General features: G+C 63.0%; 11 protein-coding genes and 2 pseudogenes. 12 read left to right on the top strand and 1 reads right to left on the bottom strand.

Annotation, left to right across the window (positions count from 1 at the left end; all coding sequences use genetic code 11):
* Positions 1 to 54 precede the first annotated feature (54 nt).
* The 12 genes and pseudogenes from JG747_RS34765 to JG747_RS34820 all read left to right on the top strand — a co-directional run.
* Entirely contained in the window at positions 55 to 879 is an 825-nt protein-coding gene (locus JG747_RS34765; RefSeq protein WP_342216827.1) for an SDR family oxidoreductase, read from the top strand.
* On the top strand, positions 879 to 2222 hold the full coding sequence (locus JG747_RS34770; RefSeq protein WP_199201294.1) for a cytochrome P450: 1344 nt from the start codon (positions 879 to 881) through the stop codon (positions 2220 to 2222). The genes JG747_RS34765 and JG747_RS34770 overlap by 1 nt, the downstream gene beginning before the upstream one ends.
* A 145-nt stretch (positions 2223 to 2367) precedes the next feature.
* Positions 2368 to 3375 carry a polyprenyl synthetase family protein gene (locus JG747_RS34775; RefSeq protein ID WP_199201295.1) on the top strand — a complete coding sequence of 336 codons (1008 nt, stop codon included), beginning with the start codon at positions 2368 to 2370 and terminating at the stop codon, positions 3373 to 3375.
* Between the two features lie 307 nt (positions 3376 to 3682).
* A complete protein-coding gene (locus tag JG747_RS34780; protein WP_199201296.1) occupies positions 3683 to 5233 on the top strand; it encodes a hypothetical protein in 1551 nt (516 codons plus the stop codon).
* Positions 5230 to 6132: a terpene synthase family protein gene (locus tag JG747_RS34785; RefSeq protein WP_199201297.1), complete on the top strand. Its 903-nt coding sequence runs from the start codon at positions 5230 to 5232 to the stop codon at positions 6130 to 6132. The genes JG747_RS34780 and JG747_RS34785 overlap by 4 nt, the downstream gene beginning before the upstream one ends.
* 85 nt (positions 6133 to 6217) lie before the next feature.
* Complete coding sequence (gene fni / locus JG747_RS34790; RefSeq protein ID WP_199201298.1) at positions 6218 to 7273, top strand: type 2 isopentenyl-diphosphate Delta-isomerase; 1056 nt, start codon at positions 6218 to 6220, stop codon at positions 7271 to 7273.
* 405 nt (positions 7274 to 7678) lie between these two features.
* A complete protein-coding gene (locus JG747_RS34795; protein ID WP_199201299.1) occupies positions 7679 to 9331 on the top strand; it encodes an MFS transporter in 1653 nt (550 codons plus the stop codon).
* A gap of 1499 nt (positions 9332 to 10830) precedes the next feature.
* Positions 10831 to 12576, top strand: coding sequence for a type IV secretion system ATPase VirD4 (gene virD4 / locus JG747_RS34800; RefSeq protein WP_199201300.1), 1746 nt, complete (start codon positions 10831 to 10833; stop codon positions 12574 to 12576).
* A 12-nt stretch (positions 12577 to 12588) separates the two neighbouring features.
* Positions 12589 to 17859 carry a Ulp1 family isopeptidase gene (locus JG747_RS34805; protein ID WP_199201301.1) on the top strand — a complete coding sequence of 1757 codons (5271 nt, stop codon included), beginning with the start codon at positions 12589 to 12591 and terminating at the stop codon, positions 17857 to 17859.
* A 166-nt stretch (positions 17860 to 18025) separates the two neighbouring features.
* Positions 18026 to 19592 (top strand): annotated as a pseudogene (gene istA / locus JG747_RS34810) (IS21 family transposase).
* Positions 19525 to 20253, top strand: coding sequence for an IS21-like element helper ATPase IstB (gene istB, locus JG747_RS34815; RefSeq protein WP_199201302.1), 729 nt, complete (start codon positions 19525 to 19527; stop codon positions 20251 to 20253). Before istA ends, istB begins: the two are co-directional and overlap by 68 nt.
* A gap of 227 nt (positions 20254 to 20480) precedes the next feature.
* Positions 20481 to 20943, top strand: a pseudogene (locus JG747_RS34820) (IS66 family transposase); the annotation flags it as partial.
* Between the two features lie 89 nt (positions 20944 to 21032).
* On the opposite strand, the gene JG747_RS34825 reads toward JG747_RS34820, so the two are convergent.
* Complete coding sequence (locus JG747_RS34825) at positions 21033 to 21758, bottom strand: response regulator (protein WP_027033428.1); 726 nt, start codon at positions 21756 to 21758, stop codon at positions 21033 to 21035.
* Between the last annotated feature and the right edge of the window lie 1164 nt (positions 21759 to 22922).

The raw sequence follows: 22922 nt of genomic DNA on the forward strand, positions 1-22922 counted from the left end.
GAGCGGCATGCCGCGAAAGACCAACGCAACCCAGGAGGACGGTTTGAAGGCAAGGTGGCCGTGGTGACCGGCGCCGGCGCCGGCATCGGCAAGGCATGCGCCCTCGCCATCGCGCGCGAGGGCGGCAGAGTGGTGGTGGCCGACATTGATGGCTCGGCGGCCATCGCCTGCACCGCGAAGATCGCGGCCGAAGCGGGCCACGCGCTGGCCCTGGCCATGGACATCGCCGATGCGCAGGCGGTGGCAGCGCTGTTCGAGACGGCGGAGCGGCACTTCGGTGGGGTCGACCTGCTGGTGAACAACGCGAGCGCCATGCATCTGACACCGCGCGACCGCACGATCCTCGACCTGGACCTGGCGGTCTGGGATCAGACCATGGCGACCAATCTGCGCGGCACGCTGCTCTGCTGCCGGCAGGCCATCCCACGAATGATCGCCCGCGGCGGTGGCGCGATCGTCAACATGTCGTCGTGCCAGGGGCTCAGCGGTGACACCGCGCAGACGTCCTACGCGGCGTCGAAGGCGGCGATGAACATGCTGTCGGCCTCGCTCGCCACCCAGTACGGTCATGCGCAGATCCGCTGCAACGCGGTTGCGCCGGGTCTCATCATGACCGAGCGTCTCCTCGCCAAGCTGGACGAGTGCATGCAACGGCATCTGAGCCGGCACCAACTCCTGCAGCGCGTCGGCCGCCCCGAGGACGTGGCCGCGCTGGTGGCGTTCCTGCTCTCCGACGATGCCGCGTTCATCACCGGCCAGGTCCTGTGCATCGACGGCGGCATGCTGGCGCATGTGCCGACGTACGCCGACGGTGGCAACAGCCGCGCCGCGCGGCCTGCCGGCGACACCGCCGAAGCGGCCGCGGCGCCGCGCTGCTGATGGACATGCTGCTCAACCCGCTGGACCGTCGGCACCGGCTGCGGGACGACATCCCGGTCGTGCCCGGCGCTTTCCCCCTGGTCGGACATCTTCCCGCCATCGTCTGCGACCTGCCGCGCCTGCTGCGGCGCGCGGAACGGACGTTGGGCAGCCACTTCTGGCTGGATTTCGGCCCTGCCGGACACCTGATGACCTGCGTGGATCCGGATGCGTTTGCACTGCTCCGGCACAAGGACGTGTCCTCGGCGCTGATCGAAGAGATCGCCCCCGAATTGCTTGGCGGAACGTTGGTCGCCCAGGACGGCGGCGCGCACCGGCAGGCGCGCGACGCGATCAAGGCGGCGTTCCTGCCCAAGGGGCTGACCCAGGCCGGCATCGGCAACTTGTTCGCGCCCGTCATCCAGGCGCGGGTGCAGGCGTGGCGCGACCGCGGCGACGTAACCATCCTGCGCGAGACCGGCGACCTGATGCTCAAGCTCATCTTCAGCCTCATGGGAATCCCAGCGCAGGACCTGCCGGGATGGCATCGCAAATACCGGCAACTGCTGCAGTTGATCGTCGCGCCCCCGGTCGACCTGCCCGGACTGCCCTTGCGGCGCGGCCGCGCCGCCCGCGACTGGATCGACGCGCAGTTGCGCCAGTTCGTCCGCGACGCGCGCGCCCATGCCGCGCGCACTGGGTTGATCAATGACATGGTGAGCGCCTTCGATCGCGGCGACGATGTGCTCTCCGACGACGTCCTGGTCGCCAATATCCGCCTGCTGCTGCTTGCCGGTCACGACACCACCGCCTCGACGATGGCCTGGATGGTGATCGAGCTGGCGCGGCAGCCTGGGCTGTGGGACGCCCTGGTCGAGGAGGCGCAACGCGTGGGCGCGGTGCCGACCCGGCACGCGGACCTGGCGCAGTGTCCGGTCGCCGAGGCGCTGTTCCGCGAGACGCTGCGCGTGCATCCGGCGACCACGCTCCTGCCGCGTCGCGCGCTGCAGGAATTGCAACTCGGCCAACGGCGCATTCCTGCGGGCACCCCTCTGTGCATCCCGCTGCTGCATTTCTCGACCTCTGCGCTGCTGCACGAGGCGCCTGATCAGTTCCGCCTGGCACGGTGGCTGCAACGCACGGAGCCGATCCGGCCGGTGGACATGCTGCAGTTCGGTACCGGCCCACACGTCTGCATCGGTTACCACCTGGTATGGCTGGAAATGGTGCAGTTCTGCATCGCCTTGGCACTGACCATGCACAAGGCCGGGGTGCGGCCGCGGTTGCTGAGCGCCGTCGAAAAAGGTCGGCGCTATTTCCCGACCGCACATCCGTCCATGAAAATCCGCATCGGATTCTCATGAGCTGGCATCGCATGCCCCGTGTGGCGAGGCAGCGGCGCCGGCGACCCGCAGCATTGCTCCACTCGGCGCGCGCGCTCGGTGCGACGCCGGCAACGCCGCGGCGGCTCGCCGCTCGCCGTGGCCGTCTCCTGTCAGGTACAAGGACATGAAAAACATCCAGACCGGTTCCACGCGACACGACGACCGAACTGGCGTTTCCGCGCTCGGCGGATTGGGCGCGCAGGCGCGCGGCGCATCCGGCAGGCTGCCGCCGGAGATCTGGACGCAGGACGGCGCAAAGCGGGTCGAACAGGCGCTGGCGCGTCTTCTCTGCGCCGAAGACGACGGTGAGACCGAGCTGATGGCGGCGATGCGCTACGCCAGCTTGCATGGCGGAAAGCGCACCCGCGCCTTGCTCTGTCTGGCTACCGGCGCACTGGCCGACACGCCGACGCACATGCTCGACGATGTCGGCGCCGCCATCGAGATGATGCACGCCTGTACCCTGGTCCACGACGACCTGCCCGCAATGGACGATGACGTGCTTCGCCGCGGCCTTCCGACCGTGCACGTCAAGTTCGGCGAAGCCACTGCGATCCTGGTCGGCGATGCGCTGCAGGCGCACGCCTTCCTGACCCTGGCGAACCTGGATGCGCCGGGCGACAACCGTATCGCGCTCGTGCGCGAACTGGCGCAGGCGGTGTCCGCCGAGGGTGCCGCAGGCGGGCAGGCCATGGATCTGTCGCTGGTCGGAAAGCACGTCGATCTGGACAGGATCGTGGCGATGCACCGGATGAAGAGCGGAGCGCTAGTGCGCGCGTCCGTTCGCATGGGCGCGCTATGCGCCATCGCGGAGGATGCCGCCCACGCTGCGCTGTACTGTGCGCTCGATCGCTACTCCGCCTGCTTCGGCCTGGCGTTGCAGGTGGTCGACGACATTCTCGACGCGACAGCGGATACCGCGACGTTGGGCAAGACCCCCGGCAAGGACGCGGCGGCGCAGAAGCCGACCTGTGCGTCCATCATGGGGCTGCAGGCAGCGCGCCAGTTCGCGCTGGATCTGTTGCGCGACGCCGGGGAGGCCATCGTCCCGCTAGGGCCGCGTGCGGAACGGTTGGCGCAGATGCTGCGGCGGGCCAACGCGTATCTGTTAAAGCACGCGCCATGCGCATGAGCGCGCCCGTCCGCATGGAGTCGCCCCTGTGCCGCTGCGATCGGCCGGCGGTAGCGGTGCATGCTGCACTGTGTCCGAATCCGCGGCACCGCTCGCAGCGGTTGCCCAGCACGGCCGCGGCGCACGCGGCGCGCTACGCGCAAGCCTATGCAGCGGACCGGCGCCAGCATCGGGGTGCGTCGCCGCGCCGGAGCAGGGCGGCCGTCCGGCGCTGCCCATGCGCCGGGCCGCGACGGGCCTGCGGCGACGTGCGCGGAGTCTGCCCGATCCTGGTTCCCGTCAACTGTCTGCAGAAGGAACATACCGCGTGAACGCGCTGTCCGAACAGATCCTTTCCGAATTGCGCCACCTGCTGATCGAGATGAGCGACGGCGGCAGCGTCGGTCCGTCCGTCTACGACACGGCGCGAGCTCTGCAGTTCCACGGCAACGTCGCCGGTCGGCAGGACGCATACGCGTGGCTCATCGCGCAACAACAGGCCGATGGCGGATGGGGAAGCGCGGACTTCCCGCTGTTCCGCCATGCGCCCACCTGGGCGGCGTTGCTGACATTGCAGCGTGCCGATCCTCTTCCCGGCGCTGCCGACGCAGTCCAGGCTGCAACCCGGTTCCTCGAGCGCCAGCCCGATCCCTACGCGCATTCGGTGCCGGAAGACGCGCCGATCGGCGCGGAGCTGATCCTGCCGCAGTTGTGCGGCGAGGCCGCATCCTTGCTGGGCGGCGTGGGGTTTCCGCGCCACAGGGCGCTGTTGCCGTTGCGGCAGGCGTGCCTTGTCAAGTTGGGGGCGGTGGCGACGTTGCCGAGCGGCCATCCGTTGCTGCACTCCTGGGAAGCCTGGGGAACGTCGCCGACCACCGCATGCCCGGACGACGACGGCAGCATTGGCATCAGTCCGGCGGCCACCGCCGCGTGGCGTGCGCACGCCGTAACACATGGGAGCACGCCGCAGGTCGGGCGCACCGACGCGTATCTGCAGGCGGCATCGCGGGCGACGCGCAGCGGCATCGAAGGTGTCGTTCCCAACGTCTGGCCGATCAATGTGTTCGAGCCATGCTGGTCGCTGTACACCCTGCATCTGGCCGGGCTGTTCGCGCATCCCGCGTTCGCCGATGCCGTGCGCGTGATCGTCGCGCAGCTCGACGCCCGCATGGGCGTGCGCGGTCTGGGCCCGGCCTTGCACTTCGCAGCCGATGCCGACGACACCTCAGTTGCGTTGTGCGTCCTGCGCCTTGCAGGTCGCGACCCGCCGGTCGATGCGTTGCGCGATTTCGAAATCGGCGAGCTATTCGTCACCTTCCCCGGCGAGCGCAATGCCTCGGTGTCGACCAACATCCATGCCCTGCATGCGTTGCGACTGTTGGGAAAGCCCGCCGCCGGCACCAGCGCCTACGTCGAGGCCAATCGCAACCCGCACGGTCTATGGGACAACGAAAAATGGCACGTTTCGTGGCTGTATCCCACCGCGCATGCGGTCGCTGCACTGGCGCAAGGCAAGCCCCATTGGCGCGACGAGCGCGCGCTGGCGGCGCTGCTGCAGGCGCAGCGCGATGACGGCGGCTGGGGCGCCGGTTGCGCGTCCTCATTTGAGGAAACCGCCTATGCGCTGTTCGCGTTGCACGTGATGGACGGGAGCGAAGAGCCGACAGGGCGCCGGCGCATCGCGCAGGCGGTGGCGCGTGCGCTGGAGTGGATGCTCGCTCGCCATGTGGCGCATGCATTGCCGCAGACGCCGCTGTGGATCGGCAAGGAACTGTATTGCCCCACCCGGGTCGTGCGCGTGGCCGAACTCGCCGCGTTGTGGCTGGCGCTTCGTTGGGGGCGGCGCGTCCTGGCCGAGGAAGCAGGAGCGGCGCTATGATCCAGACCGAAAGCGCGCTGCAGCAGGTGCTGGAGTGGGGGCGTTCCCTGACAGGGTTCGCCGACGAGCATGCCGTGGAAGCGGTCAGGGGCGGCCAGTACATCCTGCAGCGCATCCACCCGAGCCTGCACGACACCAGCGCCCGCACTGGCCGCGATCCGCAGGACGAAACGCTGATCGTGGCGTTCTATCGCGAACTGGCGCTGCTTTTCTGGCTCGACGATTGCAACGATCTTGGCCTGATCGCGCCGGAGGAACTCGCTGCGGTGGAGCAGGCGCTGGGGCAGGGCGTGCCGTGCGCGCTCCCCGGATTCGAGGGCTGCGCTGTGCTGCGCGCTTCGCTGGCCGCGCTCGCCTACGATCGTCGCGACTATGCTCAGCTTCTCGACGATACCCGGTGCTACTGCGGGGCGCTGCGCGCCGGACACGCGCAGGCGGCAGGGGCAGAACGCTGGTCCTACGCCGAGTACCTGCACAATGGCATCGATTCGATCGCCTACACGAACGTGTTCTGTTGCCTTTCGTTGCTGTGGGGGTTGGACATGGCGACCTTGCGTGCGCGTCCGGCGTTTCGCCGGGCCCTGCGGCTCATCTCCGCGATAGGGCGCCTCCAGAACGATCTGCATGGACGCGACAAGGACAGGTCGGCCGGCGAGGCCGACAACGCGGCGATCCTGCTGCGGCAGCGCTATCCGGCTATGCCTGTGGTGGAGTTCCTCAACGACGAGCTGGCCGGCCATACGCGCATGCTGCACCGGGTGATGGCGGAAGAACGCTTTCCCGCGCCGTGGGGACCGTTGATCGAGGCCATGGCGGCCATCCGCGCGCAGTACTACCAGACCTCGACCAGCCGCTACCGCAGCGACGCTGCGGGGGGAGGCCAGCGTGCGCCCGCCTGAACGGCGTGATGTGGCTGCGTGCGCACCGCTGCCGTCGGTCCGATCCGACGCAACGCCGTCCCCCGATGCGACGGATGGAGCGAGCATGAGCGATAGCGACAACGTCCCGAGCCGGCGCAAGGACGACCATCTGGACATCGTGCTGGATCGGCGAACGGCGCCGGCCACGGTCGCCGCCGGCTGGAAATACATCCGTTTCGAACACTGCGCATTGCCCGAGTTGGACCTGACGCAGATCGACCTGCGCGCCTCGCTGCTGGGCAAGACCATGCGCGCGCCGCTGCTGATCAGCTCCATGACCGGCGGCGTGCCACGCGCCGAGGCCATCAACCGGCATCTGAGCGAGGCAGCACAAGCCTTGGGGATCGCCATGTGCGTCGGTTCGCAGCGCGTGAGCCTGCAATCCCGCAACTCCCAGGGGCTGACGCGCGCGCTGCGCCGCATGGCCCCAGACATTCCCTTGCTGGCCAATATCGGCGCCGCGCAACTGCGCGAGGCCGACGGCCTGGACCTGGCGCGCCGGGCGGTGGATGCGCTGGAGGCCGATGGACTCATCGTCCATCTCAATGCGCTGCAGGAAGCGGTACAGCCGGAGGGCGACCGCGACTGGCGCGGCGTCCTGGCGCAGATCGCTCGCGCCGCGCGAAGCGTGGACGTGCCGATTGTGGCCAAGGAAGTGGGGTCGGGCCTGTCCGCCTCGGTGGCCTGCGCGCTCGTCAAGGCGGGCGTGGCGGTCATCGATGTCGCCGGCGCCGGCGGCACCAGTTGGGCCGCGGTGGAGGGCGAGCGCGCCCGCGATGCCGCCGACCGTGCAGTGGCGATGGCGTTCGCCGACTGGGGGATTCCGACCCCCGCCAGCGTGCAGGCGGTACGTCGGGCGCTGCCAACTGTGAAGCTGATCGCGTCGGGCGGGATCCGCGACGGCGTCGACGTGGCCAAGGCCATCCGCCTGGGCGCGGACATCGCCGGGCAGGCGGCCGGCGTGCTGCGCGCGGCGACGGTGTCCACCGAGGCGGTTGTCGCGCATTTCGAGATCGTCATCCGCCAGTTGGCCGTCGCGTGCTTCTGCACCGGCTCGGCTGATCTGGCGGCGTTGCGTCAGGCGCGCTTGCTGCCCTCGGCGCATCTGCCCCCCGGTTGATACCGGCGTCTCCCGCACGTGGCGGCGGGCGCCTAGCAAGCTGCTGAATACCTACGCCAAAGATAGACTACTGATCCACCTTGGCGAGGCGGTTCAATGCGCGAGAGCTCGTGGTCACCAGAAGGGAAGTCGATGCCCAGGACGTGGCTTGGTTGGAGACGCCAAGGATCGTCAAACTGACGATCCTTGTAACGTGGTCGGGGATCGACAACGACAGGATCGAACCGGTCTCGTCACGCATAGCGGAACGATCGCGCCAGAGGAAGCATTCGGTTCTGTCGCAGCATCGGCCAGGCAAAAATAACTTGCGTTGCGCAGATAAAATGCCCTGATCCTGCCATTCCTCCAGAGCAAGTGGGCGGGGAGAAATCTCATACAACTGGCAGCGAAGGGAGGCTCGGCCCAATGAGCGGGGTGGCGCGTGAAGAAGTTAATCCGGTGTCATCGGCAACGTTTGCGCCGCTCGAGAATTCAACTGTCCGTCCGATCTGGATTGCCACGCAGGTATCCAGTCTAGGGTGGCTGATTCAAATGGTTGCCATCAGTTGGCTGATGGCGACCATTTCGACATCGGATGTGATGGTCGCCTTGGTGCAGGCTTCGACAACCTTGCCCACATTCCTCCTGTCAATTATCGCCGGCGCCCTAGCCGACAATTACAGCCGCCGCAATCTCATGTTCGCTGGCTGGTGCGTGATAGCATTGTCCTCGACGATGCTGACTGTTCTTGCAGGTCTCGGAATTTTCAATCCATGGATGGTTCTTGCATTCAGCTGTTTGGCCGGAGTAGGCGCCGCTTTCACCGACCCCGCCTGGCACGCGTCGGTTGGCGATATCCTGCGAAAGCGCGATGTTCCGGCCGCCGTCACGCTTATCTCGGTCGGATATAACGCCGTCCGAAGCATCGGTCCCGCTCTCGGTGGCGTCGTCGTTGCTTCCTTTGGCCCTTTGACGGCTTTCGCAGTGGCGACGCTTACATATCTGATGCTGCTGTGGACCATAGGGCGCTGCAAATGGCATGTTCGCTCGTCACCGCTGCCGAGTGAACCATTAACCACGGCGATCCATGACGGAGCGCGCTTCACTGCCCTGTCATCCGAAATCAAGGCAGCAATTGCCCGCGGTGCCCTTTTTGGGCTGACGAGCATCTCTATACTAGCGCTCTTGCCTCTCGTCGCCCGCGATCAGCTGGGGGGAGGGCCAGTCGTTTACGGCATCCTGATGGCCGGCTTCGGGACCGGCGCCTTGTTCGCCGGCATCTGCAACAACATTCTGAGACGGAGGCTGTCCCAGGAACGTTTGACGACACTGTCGTGCATCGCCTGTGCGGCTTGTTGTCTATCGCTTGCTTTCACCCCCTCGGTGGCGGTGGCGGCTATCGCGCTGGCGCTCGGCGGCGCGGGCTGGGTCGTGACCTGGACCGGGCTGGACGTAAGCGTCCAGTTGGCGAGTCCAAGGTGGGTCGTTGGTCGCACGCTCTCGATCTATTATGCCCTTTCATCCGGCGGCATCGCGGCTGGCAGCTGGCTGTGGGGTACGGTGGCCGAGAGCTATTCGCTGAGCGCGGCTCTGGAGCTTTCAGGTGGCGCGCTGGTGCTGGTCGCTGGCACCGGCTTCCTGCTGCCCATCCGTCAATGGAAAGATTCCGATCAGGCTCCTCTTGGCTTCGAAACGCCTCAGGTTGCCCTGGATTTGAAGCCCCGAAGCGGGCCGATCGTCGCCAAGATCGAATATTCAATACCCGAAGCAAATGTCGAAGCGTTCCTGGAGCAGATGCGGGAACGGCGGCGAGTACAAAGCGGCGTTGGTGCGCGACACTGGAATCTCCAGCGCGACCTCCAGCAGCCTTCGCGTTGGACAGAAACCTTCCGCACCCCGACCTGGATGGACTACCTTCGCCTGAACCACCGCCTTACGGCAGCCGACAAGGAGTTGGACCAGCGTCTCCTCGCATTGCACCTGGGAGAGCTTCCTCCTCGAATCACGCTTGCGATCGAGCGGCCGACTGGAGCTGGCCGCAAGCGGGACCAATCGATGCGGTTCTTTTTCCGGCGTTGACATCCGTCCAGGCGTCCGCGCTGGTGAGACAGGATGGGTTGGAAACGAGCCAACGCTCTCACCATCCGTTTTGCAGATCGGCTTCGATCCATTCGGGTGGTTGCCGAGCCGGCATACTGGGCGGCTCAGACGTATCCTTGTCGGAGAGATTCCTCGGCACTCGAGCACTCTCTTATACGAGACGATCCTGATGCGTCACGCAAACGGTGAATCACGAACGCTCTCGCCGCAAACCCTTCCGCCCGGAAATCTGCCCCGGTTACGGCTCTCGGCGTATCCCAGAGTTGGGAGAAGCTTCTGACAGACTACAACTGTAACCTCATATCGGTTTAGCAGGTCAAGCGTCGGTGGTACCCTGATTGGGTAACTTAACGACTTTGGAGGCCGAGCAATGGATCGCGATAACAAACGGGCACGCGCAGCTGCAAGTTCATCCCAAGACGTGGGGAATCGCAGTACCCTCCGTGACCTTCCATACGGACCATTGACCGATGTTGCAGAACGGCTGGTAAGCGCTAACCCGCGCGATACAGCGCGAAATCTTGGGAACTTCAAAGAACTCGGGAGGCGAGAGCGCATAGCCGTTCGGGGCACTCAAACCGAGCCAGAAACTGACCTCGCGAGATTTGAAACGCGGACCAATCAGCTTGGACGATCAGCCGTCGATCTGGGGGACAGATTGACTGCCGGGTTGGGGCACACCCCGGATGAAGTAGCATTGGAGCAATTCAGAGCAGTCAGTAATGTGTCCCATTACCTTCGGCCAGAGACACAAGATAGTATTGTTAATCGCATTGGCAACATGGACCCACCTTCGCAAGCTATCGGAGCGCTTTACGCTGCGCAAAACTTCAGCAAGTTTAACGCTGAAAATAAAGCTCGCATTTTTGATCAGGCCGCTGAATTGGCTACCGATCCGGATGGCCACGTCAGGTCGACAGCATCCAATGCTATGTACGCCATGTATCACCAGTTAGATCCAAATCAACAGGCCCAAGCTCACTCAATTCCCGGCATGCATGACATCTTGCCGCAGATGCCTCCTCCGCGGCATGCAGCAGAGGAACGCAGTGCGGATCTGGACGCCCACATAGCAGGTATTGGGGCTGCAGTCCGTGATACAGTTGGCCCGCAAACCTCCCACGAACAGCTGCAGCGGGGTGGTCAAGTCGGCCGGGACATAAGCCACTCCTACAATCACGCCCGAGAGGATCTAATGGAGGCCAGGAGAAGCAGGGATCGCACCGGCCGTTGAGGTCTTGGCCATGGCAGTAACGCTTCCTCTCCCGAATTCCGTTCACGGCCTTGCCGTTTCCAATTCGCTGGCCGTCGACGTACCTGCTTCGTGAAACTTTCAAAATCCACGTCTGCCGGGTGGCGCGATGCAAGCATCGCACCACCCGCTGCGGCATCGATCTGTCGAGCGTCGGCATCGCGCGACCTCGGTTCGGTGTCTAAAGCAAGCGCAGCATCAGCACGGCTAATTCGGCCATGGAACAATGTCTTCTACAAAAACGACGTCCCCCAACATAGCCATTAGCATCGCGTGCTCACTCGCCTTGGGGTTCTGTGCGGCAAGTCTGTACGCAACCTTCCGCCACGGGGGTAGCGGCGAGGCTCTGATGGCGTTTGATGTCCGTGCCTTTTGGTTTGAGACGCCCTTCTATTTGGGTTTCGCAACCCCCGTTTTCTATCAGGGCGCGGCTATCGTGCTCTCGACATCCGCGGTTGTCTTGCTGATTCAGCAGTTCGTATTGCGCCGCAAGCTCGAACACCACGGGACCGCTCGTTGGGCTCGAGTGGATGAAATGCGACGCACGGGATATCTGCGACGATACCGTGGCGTGACAGGACCGGTCTTTGGGAAGACGAGTGGCCCTTCATGGCCTGGCTATTACCTGACCAATGGCGAGCAGCCTCACAGCCTCATCGTTGCGCCGACCCGCGCTGGCAAGGGTGTCGGCATAGTCATTCCAACGCTACTTACATTTAAAGGCTCTGTGATAGCTCTGGACGTCAAGGGGGAGCTCTTTGAGCTCACATCGAGGGCGCGTAAAGCCGCAGGCCACGAAGTGTTCAAATTCGCGCCACTGGATTCAGAGCGGCGCACAAACTGCTACAATCCACTGTTGGATCTCATAGCACTGCATCCACAGCAGCAATTCACCGAAGCCCGCCGCTTGGCCGCGAACCTGATTACGGCCAAGGGGGAGGGGGCGGAAGGTTTCGTCGCGGGCGCCCGAGATATCTTTGTCGCGGGGATCCTTGCCTGCATCGAGCGGGGCACGCCAACAATCGGCGCCGTCTATGATCTGTTCGCTCAGCCGGGGGAGAAGTTTAAGCTCTTCGCGCAGCTCGCCATGGAGACCCGGAACAAAGAGGCACAACGCATCTTCGACGACATGGCGGGGAACGACACGAAAATCCTAACCTCCTACACGTCCGTGCTCGGCGATGGCGGGCTCAACTTGTGGGCGGATCCGGCTGTCAAGGCGGCTACAAGTCGCTCGGACTTTTCGGTCTATGATCTTCGCCGTCGCAGAACGTGCATCTATCTTTGCGTTGGTCCGAACGACCTTGAGGTGATCGCGCCTTTGATACGCTTATTTTTTCAGCAAATCGTTTCAATTCTACAGCGGTCGCTGCCCCGCCAGGACGAAAAGCACGAGGTTCTCTTTCTGCTCGATGAGTTCAAGCACTTGGGGAAGCTGGAGGCGATCGAGACCGCAATTACGACTATCGCGGGCTACAAGGGGCGTTTCATGCTCATCATCCAAAGCCTTTCGGCACTAACGGGGGCTTATGGAGAGGCTGGTAAGCAGAATTTTCTCAGCAATACCGGACTGCAAGTGTTCATGGCCACGGCCGATGACGAGACTCCGAACTACATTTCCAAAGCCATCGGTGAATACACGTTTGAAGCCAAATCGATTTCCTACAGCCAGTCGCGAGCGTTCGACCGGAACATTCAGAATTCGTTTCAAGGTGCGCCGCTGCTGCGTCCCGAACAGGTTCGGCTGCTCAATGACGAGTACGAGATTGTTCTCATCAAAGGTCTGCCGCCATTGCAACTGAGGAAGGTGCGATATTTTTCGGACCGCATTCTGAAACGCATCTTTGAAAGCCAGACAGGCGCCCTCCCGGAGCCGGCGCCCTTGACGGAAGCAGAGGAGGGATTCTCCGCAGAATCTCGACTCGATGAGCCGCTGCGCGGATTGGCGCAAGACTTTGACGATACAGTTTGATGCGAGGCTAATGTGGACCAGCGAAAAAATCCATCCCGTGTAACAGCTTTGCCGCAGGTGGTGCAGGACGCCGGCTTGGAAGAGGATCAAGCGGTCCAGGCCAGGCAAGTGGGCGTTGAGCAGCACCTTGCCGAGGCCCGGAGGCTGTTCGATCAAGCTGACGAGTCGCCAACCAATCCAGAGGAGCTTCAGCGACTGGACCAGGGGTTCCGCGAAGTGCTTCAGCAATGGCAGGATGAGCAAGCCGCCTCGTCTTCTTTCAGCGCTGAGGTTCCCGAGGCGCTCCGGCCGCTGTTCGATGATCGAGCTCACCAGCCGCCAACCAATGCAGAGGAGCTTCTGCGACTGGAACAGGGGTTCCGCGAAGTGCTTCAGCAGCGGCAGGATGATCAAGCCGCCTCGTCTTCGCTCAGCAACCCAGGGATGCGTGCTGGACCGGAGGACCCCAATAGAAGCGTGTCGGACTCTTTCGCAACATCTGGGCACGCCGGAGTTCAGGCCCCCGCTCCGCCAGTCTTGGCTGCCAGCCAACAGCAGATCCGGCCCTCGCCGGATGCGCTTGACCAGGGCAACCACCTGCCACCCCAGGGGGGCATCATCAACAATGAACATTCCACACCGCTGTTGCGGCCAGCGAAGAGGCAGAGGGCCGTGGATAGGCCGCAAGCCGTCGCCATTCAGCAGCAGCCGAGCGAAATCGGCAATTCAGACGGCCGCATGCCGATGCAGCCCCCCATGCAGCAATTGGGTGAATTGCCATTGCAAGGGGTACCGGTTCAAGGGACAGGGTCCGAACACATCGGAAGGCTGCATGCGGGAGCCGCGCCCTCAGCAAGGTCCGAGGCGCCCCCGGCTGCGATCGAGGACTCCATAAACGTTTCGTTCGCCGTCCCCCAAGGGTTCTCCCATGGGACCCAACGCGTCCCAGACGCGATGCTCTCTTCCTTGGACCGCCCTGGCCCCTTGCCGGATGCTGGCCAAGCGCGGCAAGCGGGCTTTGAGCAGCACGTGGCCGAGCCGCGCCGAGCCGATCCTGTCGCGAGTGGCGCCCGTGCTTCCCGCTATCACCATCTGTCCGGCGAACACCGGGACCTTATTGATAGAGCGATCGCCCACTCCCAGGAAGAATATAGCGAGACCACGGCCCGAAAATACACGTTTGCACTTCGCCGGTTGGCGAATGATCTCAGCGCTCGTGGCCAAGCGACCGATCTAAGAGATCACAAATCCCTGGTCGATCACGTCGGTGCTTTCTTTCCGAAAGACGTTGATATGAAGAGCGCGTTGAAGGCCCTGCGTGCGTATCATGAGCCGGGCTATTCAGCGACTGCTGGCGGCCCTGCTGCCAGCTATCCCCATCTGTCCGCCGAACACCGGGACGTTATTGACAAGGCGATCGACCGCGCTGCGGCTCAGCAAAACCAGAGCGCGGACACGCTGCGAATATACTCGAATGCGCTTCGCCGATTGGCGAATGATCTCGGCGCTCGTGGCCAAGCGACTGATCTAAAAAATCACCAATCCCTGGTCGATCACCTCGATACTTTCTTTCCGAATGACCAGAACATTAAAACGGCGTTGAACGTCCTACGTGCGTATCATGATCCGGGCAATGCAGCGACTGGCTGGTGGCCAGCGGCGGTGCCGTCAAAGGCAGATGCGCGTATCCTGGAAAAATTAAGCAGTGACAGCGGGTTGGCCTTAAGCACCCGTGTCGTCTATGGTCGTCTTCTTCGCAGATTTTCTGAGGAGCTTGAGAGTCGGGGCCAGACGATCTCTGGGCTGGATCACAATTCGCGGACCGAACTCGCCGAGGCGTTGTTTCCAGGCAACAAGAAACTCCGCTTGGCGCTGCAGCGGGTTCACAATGCGGAGGTTCCCGAGGCCTTGCGGCCGCTGTTCGATAATCGAGCTCACAAGCCGCCAACCAATCCAGAGGAGCTTCTGCGACTGGAACAGGGGTTCCGCGAAGTGCTTCAGCAGCGGCAGGGTGATCAAGCCGCCTCATCTTTGTTCAGCAATCCAGGGATGCGTGCTGGACCGGAGGACCCCAACAGAAGCGTGTCGGACGCTTTCGCAACATCTGGGCACGCCGGAGTTCAGGCCGCCGCTCCGCCAGTCTTGGCTGCCAGCCAACAGCAGATCCGGCCCTGGCCGGATGCGTTTGACCAAGGCAACCACCTGCCACCCGAGCGGGTGATCATCAACAATGAACATGACACAGCGCTGTTGCGGCCAGCGGAGAGGCAGAGGGCCCTGAATACGCCGCAAGCCGCCGCCATTCAGCAGCCGCTGAGCGAAATCGGCAATTCAGGCGGCCGCGTGCCGATGCAGCCCCCCACGCAGCAGTTGGGTGAATTGCCATTGGAAGGGGTACCGGTTCAAGGGACAGGGTCCGAACACATCGGAAGGCTGCATGCGGAGGCCGCGCCCTCCGCAAGGGCTGAGGCACCCCCCGCTGCCATCGAGAACTCCATAAACGTCTCATTCGCCGTCCCCAAAGGCTTCTCCCATGGGACTCAACGCGTCCCAGACGCGATGCTCTCTTTCTTGGACCGCCCTGGTCCCTTGCCGGATGCTGGCCAAGCGCGGCAAGCGGGTTTTGAGCAGCACGTGGCCGAGCCGCGCCGAGCCGAACCTGTCGCGAGTGGCGCCCGTGCCACCGGCTATCGCCATTTGTCCGACGAACACCGCGACCTTATCGATAAGGCGATCGCCCACGCTGCGGCTCAGCAAAAATATAGCGAGAGCACGGTCCTAAAATACAGGTATGCACTTCGCCGATTGGCAAATGATCTCGGCGCTCGTGGCCAAGCGACTGATCTAAAAAATCACCAATCCCTGGTCGATCACCTCGATGCTTTCTTTCCGAAAAACGATGATATGAAGAGGGCGTTGAACGTCCTGCGTGCCTATCATGAGCCGGGCTATTCAGCGACTGTTGGTGCCCCGGCTAACCGCTATCCCCACTTGTCCGACGAACACCGGGACGTGATTGATAAGGCGATCGCCCATGCTGAGGCTCAGCAACACCATAGCGCGCCGACGCTCCGAATATACTCGAATGCGCTTCGCCGATTGGCGAATGATCTCGGTGCTCGTGGCCAAGCGACTGATCTAAAAAATCACCAATCCCTGGTCGATCACCTCAATACCTTCTTTCCGAAAGACACTGACATAAGGGATATAAGGCCGGCGTTGAACGTCCTGCGTGCGTATCATGAGCCGGGCTATTCAGCGACTGGCCGGTGGCCAGTGACGGTGCCTTCAAAGGCAGATGCGCATGTCTTGGAACAAGTGACCAGTGACAGCAGCTTGGCCCCAAGCACCCGTGTTGTCTATGGTCATAGTCTTCGCAGATTTTCTGAGGCGCTTGACAGGCGGGGCCGGACGATCTCTGGGCTGGATCATGATTCGCGGATCGAATTCGCCGAGGTGTTGTTTCCAGGCAACGATTATCTCCGCTGGGCGCTTGAACGGGTTCGCGATGCGAAGCCTGCGTCAGACAGGATCGTGGCGGACGCTTTGGCAGCGGCCGGCTCTGGGCACGCCGGAGTTGAGGCCGCCGCCCCGCCAGTCTTGGCTGCCAGCCAACAGCAGATCCGGCCCTGGCCGGATGCGCTCGACCAGGGCAACCTCCTGCCACCCGAGCGGTTCATCATCAACAATGAACATTCGACGGCGCCGTTGCGGCCGGCGGAGAGGCAGAGGGCCCTGAATACGCCGCAAGCCGCCGCCATTCAGCAGCAGCCGAGCGAAATCGGCAATTCAGGCGGCCGCGTACCGATGCAGCCCCCCATGCGGCAATTGGGTGAATTGCCATTGCAAGGGGTACCGGTTCAAGGGACAGGGTCCGAACACATCGGAAGGCTGCATGCGGGGGCCGCGCCCTCAGCAAGGTCCGAGGCGCCCCCGGCTGCGATCGAGGACTCCATAAATGTTTCGTTCGCCGTGCCCAAAGGCTTCTCCCATGGGACTCAACGCGTCCCAGAGGCGATGCTCTCTTCCTTGTACCATTATGGCCTCTTGCCGGACGCAGACAAGCCGGAATGGAACTACGAGATTAAAGGCCACGGCTACACCGCCCGGAGGCCAGAGGAGGGCAACGACGTTTGGCTCCTCCATCGCGGAGCGATAAGGGAAGCTGGAGCGGCAGCAGTACCGGCAAGGGCTCCGGGACCCGCCTTGCCAGCGACCGCCAGGCTCTCAGACACCCATCTCGGGGTTCCGTTGGTCGATCTGACCACCTCCTCCGATGCACACATCGAAGCCCTTCCGTCAGGCTCGTCCAATCTCCCCCGGGGGGCGGTGCTCGGGGCCACCGAACTGCTGGGCGACGAACATATCCAGAGGGATTACGAATTCCTCGAGCAGCTGCTGCAGCAGGCCGATCCAGCGCTCGCCGCCCGGACGCGGCTGGTCGATCCGTCGGTCTCCCATCTGCTGCGCCACATGGAGCAGCAAGACGCGCGAGGCACATTGCAGTCGATTTATAATCGAAACGCCGGCCCATCCGACTTCCTGTTCGTGCCAGTGAACGATGGGGTGGGTATTGACCGCGGCACCCATTGGTCGCTGCTCCTCGTAGATCGCCGCGATCCGGAAAGAGCGGTCGCCTATCACTACGACTCCATCCAGCAAAATGAACAGCGATACAACGACGCGCCTGCACGAAAGCTCGCTACAAGACTGGACGCGACCCTGGTAACACCCGACATGGCGCAGCAGAAAAACGCTGTTGACTGCGGCGTCTTCGTGGTGGACGGCACGCGCGAGCTGGTTCGTCGATTGGCGAACGAAGAGCGGCCAGACCAGCAGCTGCCGCTGCACCTCAACTACCTCGTCGCCGATCGGCAGGCGCTGCAAAACCGACTGAGAGAGGGGCGCTTGCCGCACGAGCTTGCCGCAAGCCCTGCCGAAGCTTTGGCAGCAGCCGGGTCGCAGGTGCAACACGCCGCCTTGCAAGAGCAGCAAGCCAGACAGGTCGCGCCAGCGCCGTTGGAACGGCACTTGGGCCAGACGCGCGAGGCCGAGGACAAGCTGACGAGTACACTGCACAGGAGCAACCGCGTGAACAGCGAGGGCGTCATCATCAACACTGAACGTTACACAGCGCCGTTGAGACCAGCGAAAAGGCAAAGGACTGACAATTCGCAAAGCCTCGCCATCGGGCGGCAGCCGAGCGAGGCAAACACAACGTCCATCGGCCAAGCCTCCGATCAAGCCCGAGCGGACCTCATGGCTTCCTTCAGAAGCAGAGAGCGCTCCGACGCTGGGCGTTGAGCTCGACGGCTAAGCAGAACAGCTCTTTTGGCGACGGAGAGGCTGATGCGTGTGAATCGGCGTGCAAAATTGACCCCATAAGCCGGGGAATCGGCGTCCAATTTTGACCCCCCTGATGCTTTGATTTGCGACCATCAGCTCGTCGTGGCGAGCGGATGGTGTGGGGATGAAGTCGGTGGATACGATTGCCCGGGTTCGGCGCGCCTTCCATGTGCAGGGATGGTCTCTCAAGCGGATTTGTCGCGAGCTGCATGTGTCGCGGAACACCGTCCGCAAGATTCTTAGATCCAATGAGACATCGTTCTCCTACGAACGCGAGCGGCAGCCCAAGCCGAAGATCGGTCCGTGGCAGGATCAGCTTGACGGGTTCTTGAATGGCAACCGTGGCAAGGCGGCGCGCGAGCAACTGACACTGATCCGGATTTACGAAGAGCTTTGCAGTCTCGGCTACGAGGGTGGCTATGACGCCGTCCGCCGCTACGCGAAGAGCTGGGCGAAGGCGCAGGGGTCGGCGACGGCGGACGCCTATGTGCCGCTGTTCTTCGCGCCGGGCGAGGCCTACCAGTTCGACTGGAGCCACGAGATCGTCCTGATCAACGGCGTGACGGTGACCGTGAAGGTCGCCCATGTCCGGCTCTGCCACAGCCGCATGATGTTCGTCAGAGCCTATCCGCGGGAGACGCAGGAGATGGTGTTCGACGCCCACGACAGGGCCTTTGCCTTCTTCGGCGGCGCCTGCACGCGCGGCATCTACGACAACATGAAGACGGCGGTGGAAACGATCTTTGTTGGCAAGGACCGCCAATACAATCGCCGCCTCCTGCAGATGTGCAGCCATTATCTGGTGCAGCCGGTCGCCTGCACGCCGGCGTCAGGCTGGGAGAAGGGTCAGGTCGAGAACCAGGTCGGGCTGGTGCGCGAGCGCTTCTTCACGCCCAGGCTGCGCTTCAAGACCTATGAGGAGCTGAACGCCTGGCTGCAGGACAAGTGCGTCGCCTACGCCAAGGCGCATCGTCACGTCGAGCAACCGGAACGAACGATCTGGAACGTGTTCGAGGAAGAGCGCGGCAAACTGGTCGAGTATCGCGGCCCCTTCGACGGATTCCACACGGTGCCGGCTTCGGTGTCGAAGACCTGCACGGTTCGCTTCGACACCAACAAATACTCGGTCCTGTCGACGGCCGTCGGCCGCCCGGTCGAGATCCATGCCTATGCCGACAGGATCGTCATCCGCCAGGACGGCGTGGTCGTCGCCGAACATGCCCGCTCCTTCGGGCGGAACGAGACGGTCTACGATCCCTGGCATTACGTCCCTGTACTTGCCCGCAAGCCCGGCGCGCTGCGCAATGGCGCGCCATTCCGGGACTGGGCTCTGCCACCAGCGATGGAGCGTATCCGACGCCGATTAAAAGCGGCGCATGACGGCGATCGGCAGATGGTGTCAATCCTGGCCACGGTGTTGACCGACGGCATTGATGCCGTGGAGGCTGCCTGCCAGGACGCGCTCGATCAGAATGTCTGCTCATCCGCCGTCATCATCAACATCCTGGCGCGGCAGCGCGATCCGGCGCCGGCAGTCACCATTCTCACCCCGGACGCTCTTCGCCTGCAGCACGAACCGCAAGCCGACTGCGCCCGCTACGACAGCCTCAGGAGGGCAAGCTGATGGAACGCACCCAGGTTCTGGAACTGATGGGCACGCTGAAGCTCTACGGGATGCGGGGCGCCTATGACGAGGTCATGGCGACAGGCATCAAGCGTCAGCATGAGCCGCCGAGGATCATCGGCGATCTGCTGTCGGCCGAGATCGCCGAGAAGCAGGCCCGCTCCATCAAATACCAGCTCACCGTCGCCAAGCTGCCGATCGCCAAGGACATCGATGAGTTCGACTTCGACGGCACGCCGGTCAATGAGGTGCTGGTCCGGGACCTTGCTAACGGCACCTTCGTCGCCGACCAGCGCAACGCCGTGCTCATCGGCGGCACCGGAACCGGCAAGTCGCATCTGGCAATCGCCATTGCCCGCTCCCTGATCCGCAACGGCTCACGTGGCCGCTTCTTCAACGTCGTCGATCTCGTCAACCGGCTCGAGACCGAGCACCGCGGCGGCAAGCAGGGCCGTATCGCCGACTACCTCACCCGGCTCGACTTCGTCGTGCTCGATGAACTCGGCTATCTGCCCTTTGCCCAGGCCGGCGGACAATTGCTCTTCCACTTGATCAGCAGGCTCTATGAACGGACCTCGATCATCGTCACCACCAACCTGGCGTTCGGAGAATGGCCCGCCGTCTTCGGCGACGCCAAGATGACGACAGCGCTGCTCGACCGTCTCACCCATCATTGCGAGATCATCGAGACCGGAAACGAATCCTGGCGCTTCAAGAACCGCGCCTGATCACCCCATCAAGCTGCCAGCGCCATCCGCGTTCGCCCGGGCTGCGCAACCCTGACCAGCTCCGCCCGGGCGAATGCTGACCGCCGCGCACTGCATAGGGGGTCAAAATTGGACGCCGATCGAGGGTCAGTTTTGGAAGCCGTTTGACATGATGCGATCTCCGGACCGGTAGCTCTCGCCGTAATTGATCAGACTGGCACTGTTGGAAGGCGATGTAGGCCTGGAACTCGCCGATCGCCAGCGAGGCGCTGAGACGATCGCCCACCTCAATAAGATCGAGGACGATATCCGCGGCCGATCGGCCGATGAAGGCCGTGCGACGCGTCGGGAAAATAGCCGCGCTATTGTCGCCATCTTGAACCTTGGCTGCGTGAAAGCTCGGCCTGATCGGTCAGAAGACCAAGGTTGCCGAGGCAATCCGCTACACGCTCTCACGCTGCGAAGGCCTCTCGCGCTTCGTTGACGACGGTCGCACCGAGATCGACAACAACACCGTCGAGCGCTCAATCCGTCCGCAAGAACGCGCTCTTCGCCCGCTCGAACCGCGGTGCCGAACACTGGGCAGTCATTGCGTCGCTGATCGAAAGCTGCAGGCTCAATGGTGTCGAGTCACTCGGTTATCTCGCCGACGTCCTCACCACCAGGATCGTCAACAGCCATCCCAGCCAGATCGACGAGATGCTGCCTTGGGTCCGACATCCAGGCGCCGAGCTAAAGGCCGCCAGAAAACACCGCCACGCTTCATCAGCCTCGTCAGCCAATCTCCAGAATAGCTCCTGTCACGCGGCCAAGGTGCCTCCGTAGCTAACGTCTACGTCAGCGTTGAAGAAATACCCTGCACCACGGCATGTCTTGACTAGCCTTGGATTGGCCGCATCAGCCTCCAGCTTTCGGCGCAAGCGCAAGATTAGGACATCGATACTTCGATCGTAGACCTCTTCTCCACGCACACGGCTCGCGAGCAAAAGCCGTTCTCTGGATAGGACATTGCGGGGGTTCTCCAGGAACGCGATCAGCAGGTTGAACTCACATGCGGTAAGCTTGACTTCGCCACGCTCCGCACAGATCAGTCGCCGCTGCTTGACGCTGAGCTTCCAGGCTCCGAACCGAAATGAGCGATGATCTTTCGTTCGCGGACTGGAAATGCGCTGGCGTAGCCCTACTCGAATGCGGGCCAAGAACTCGCGCAGCCCGAAAGGCTTGGGGATGAAATCGGTTGCGCCGAGCTCCAGCGCAACGACTTTTTCCGCCTCATCAAGCCGGTCGCCGCTGATCACTATGATGGGTAAATCCGATTTTGTCGCCAGGTTGCGGACGATGGCAAGCCCATCCTCCCGGCCTAGGTTGAGGTCAACAACCACGAGATCGACTGGCTCATGCGATAGAACGTAGTTAAACTGCTTGCTATCGTTGACTGCGGTCACCTTCAAGGCATGCATCATGAGATACTGGGAGATGAGGCGTCGCATTGCGGCATCATCGTCAATGACAAGAACATGTTTCAACGGCTCACCTTCAATCTTGAATCCCCTTGTCTAAAGCTGTTGCCGAGCAACCCTTGGGGCACCGACGCAGAACAGCTGCCCCTTGCTACCACTCGCGGGTGCGTGCGGCCAATGTGAGGCCGTTGCTCGGCCTGGTCTTTTCATCCACAGCGAATTGACCGCATCCAGGCAGCCGGTGGCCACCACACATCTGCAAGCGCCGGTGTGACCCTGCCGTGTGGTCCTTCGCTTATTCGCGAGCTCCGCCGTTGGTGCAGGCCTGCCAACACCACTTGATTACGACGGCACGGACGCTCGGTCGCTTGCCATGTCCTTGCATCTTCTTCGCGTTTCTGGCGCTTGCGGACCTGGATCACCTCGAAATCCTCCCGCTCGTGCGTGCGGCTCGGACGCGGTGGAGCAGCGCGGCGTTTGACTGATCGCAGAGGCGGTTGGCCGAAGAACGGCCGTGATTCGGTATAGTGACCTTGTGCCAACGGTATGTCTCCTGCCCAAGGCAGGTCATTGGGAGGTGGCCGGCGGCGCCAATCCTGTTCCGAGCGATCGGCAGGTCCGGTTGCGGTTACCTTGCGAGCTAACATTTCTCGGTTGAATGCAATACCTTTCCTTTTGAGCCTGTCACTGTACTTGTCGAGAGCGCTGTCGGACTGCGTCAATCCGCCTGCGGTTTCTGCCGATGGGACTGTGCGTGACCCACCAGTTCGCGGCGCGGCCGAACAGCTGAACCAGGTCTCGCACCAGGCCGGCTGCGCCGCCACGTCTTCCCAGTTGACCCTCGTCCCGCGTATTTGCGCCTCCGACGAGCTTCGCGGACGAACTCGCGGTTTCAACCAATGCCTGAGTATGCAGGGCGCATGGCTGTCTCTTGCAACAACGGCAGCATGTCGCAACATTGGGCATCTCGGCGCCCTAGTCGGTTCTCGCGTTCGATCGACCCAAGCTTCCGCAGCCTGAGATGAACCCGCCAAGCTCCCCATTTTGTCCTTCGGCCAGGCGCTGACACAAGATTCCATCACCGCCCATGCCAAGTCGCGGTTGACGCTGCAAGAGCAACGGACAGCCGGGACGGGCAATCCCGCGCTGGAATGATCCACCGCGATGGTCGAGATGTGCCGGCTGATCGCGCCCGCGCAACCCGCGCATGCGCAAGGTGCCCATGCACCC

It is taken from the genome of Mesorhizobium sp. 131-3-5 (assembly GCF_016756575.1).
Lineage (GTDB): Bacteria > Pseudomonadota > Alphaproteobacteria > Rhizobiales > Rhizobiaceae > Mesorhizobium > Mesorhizobium jarvisii.

Excerpts from the sequence above, each read along its gene's own strand:
- JG747_RS34785 (WP_199201297.1), top strand. The coding sequence starts at position 5,230 with ATGATCCAGACCGAAAGCGCGCTGCAGCAGGTGCTGGAGTGGGGGCGT.
- fni (WP_199201298.1), top strand. The coding sequence starts at position 6,218 with ATGAGCGATAGCGACAACGTCCCGAGCCGGCGCAAGGACGACCATCTG.
- istB (WP_199201302.1), top strand. The coding sequence starts at position 19,525 with ATGGAACGCACCCAGGTTCTGGAACTGATGGGCACGCTGAAGCTCTAC.
- virD4 (WP_199201300.1), top strand. The coding sequence starts at position 10,831 with ATGTCTTCTACAAAAACGACGTCCCCCAACATAGCCATTAGCATCGCG.
- JG747_RS34770 (WP_199201294.1), top strand. The coding sequence starts at position 879 with ATGGACATGCTGCTCAACCCGCTGGACCGTCGGCACCGGCTGCGGGAC.
- JG747_RS34775 (WP_199201295.1), top strand. The coding sequence starts at position 2,368 with ATGAAAAACATCCAGACCGGTTCCACGCGACACGACGACCGAACTGGC.
- JG747_RS34795 (WP_199201299.1), top strand. The coding sequence starts at position 7,679 with ATGAGCGGGGTGGCGCGTGAAGAAGTTAATCCGGTGTCATCGGCAACG.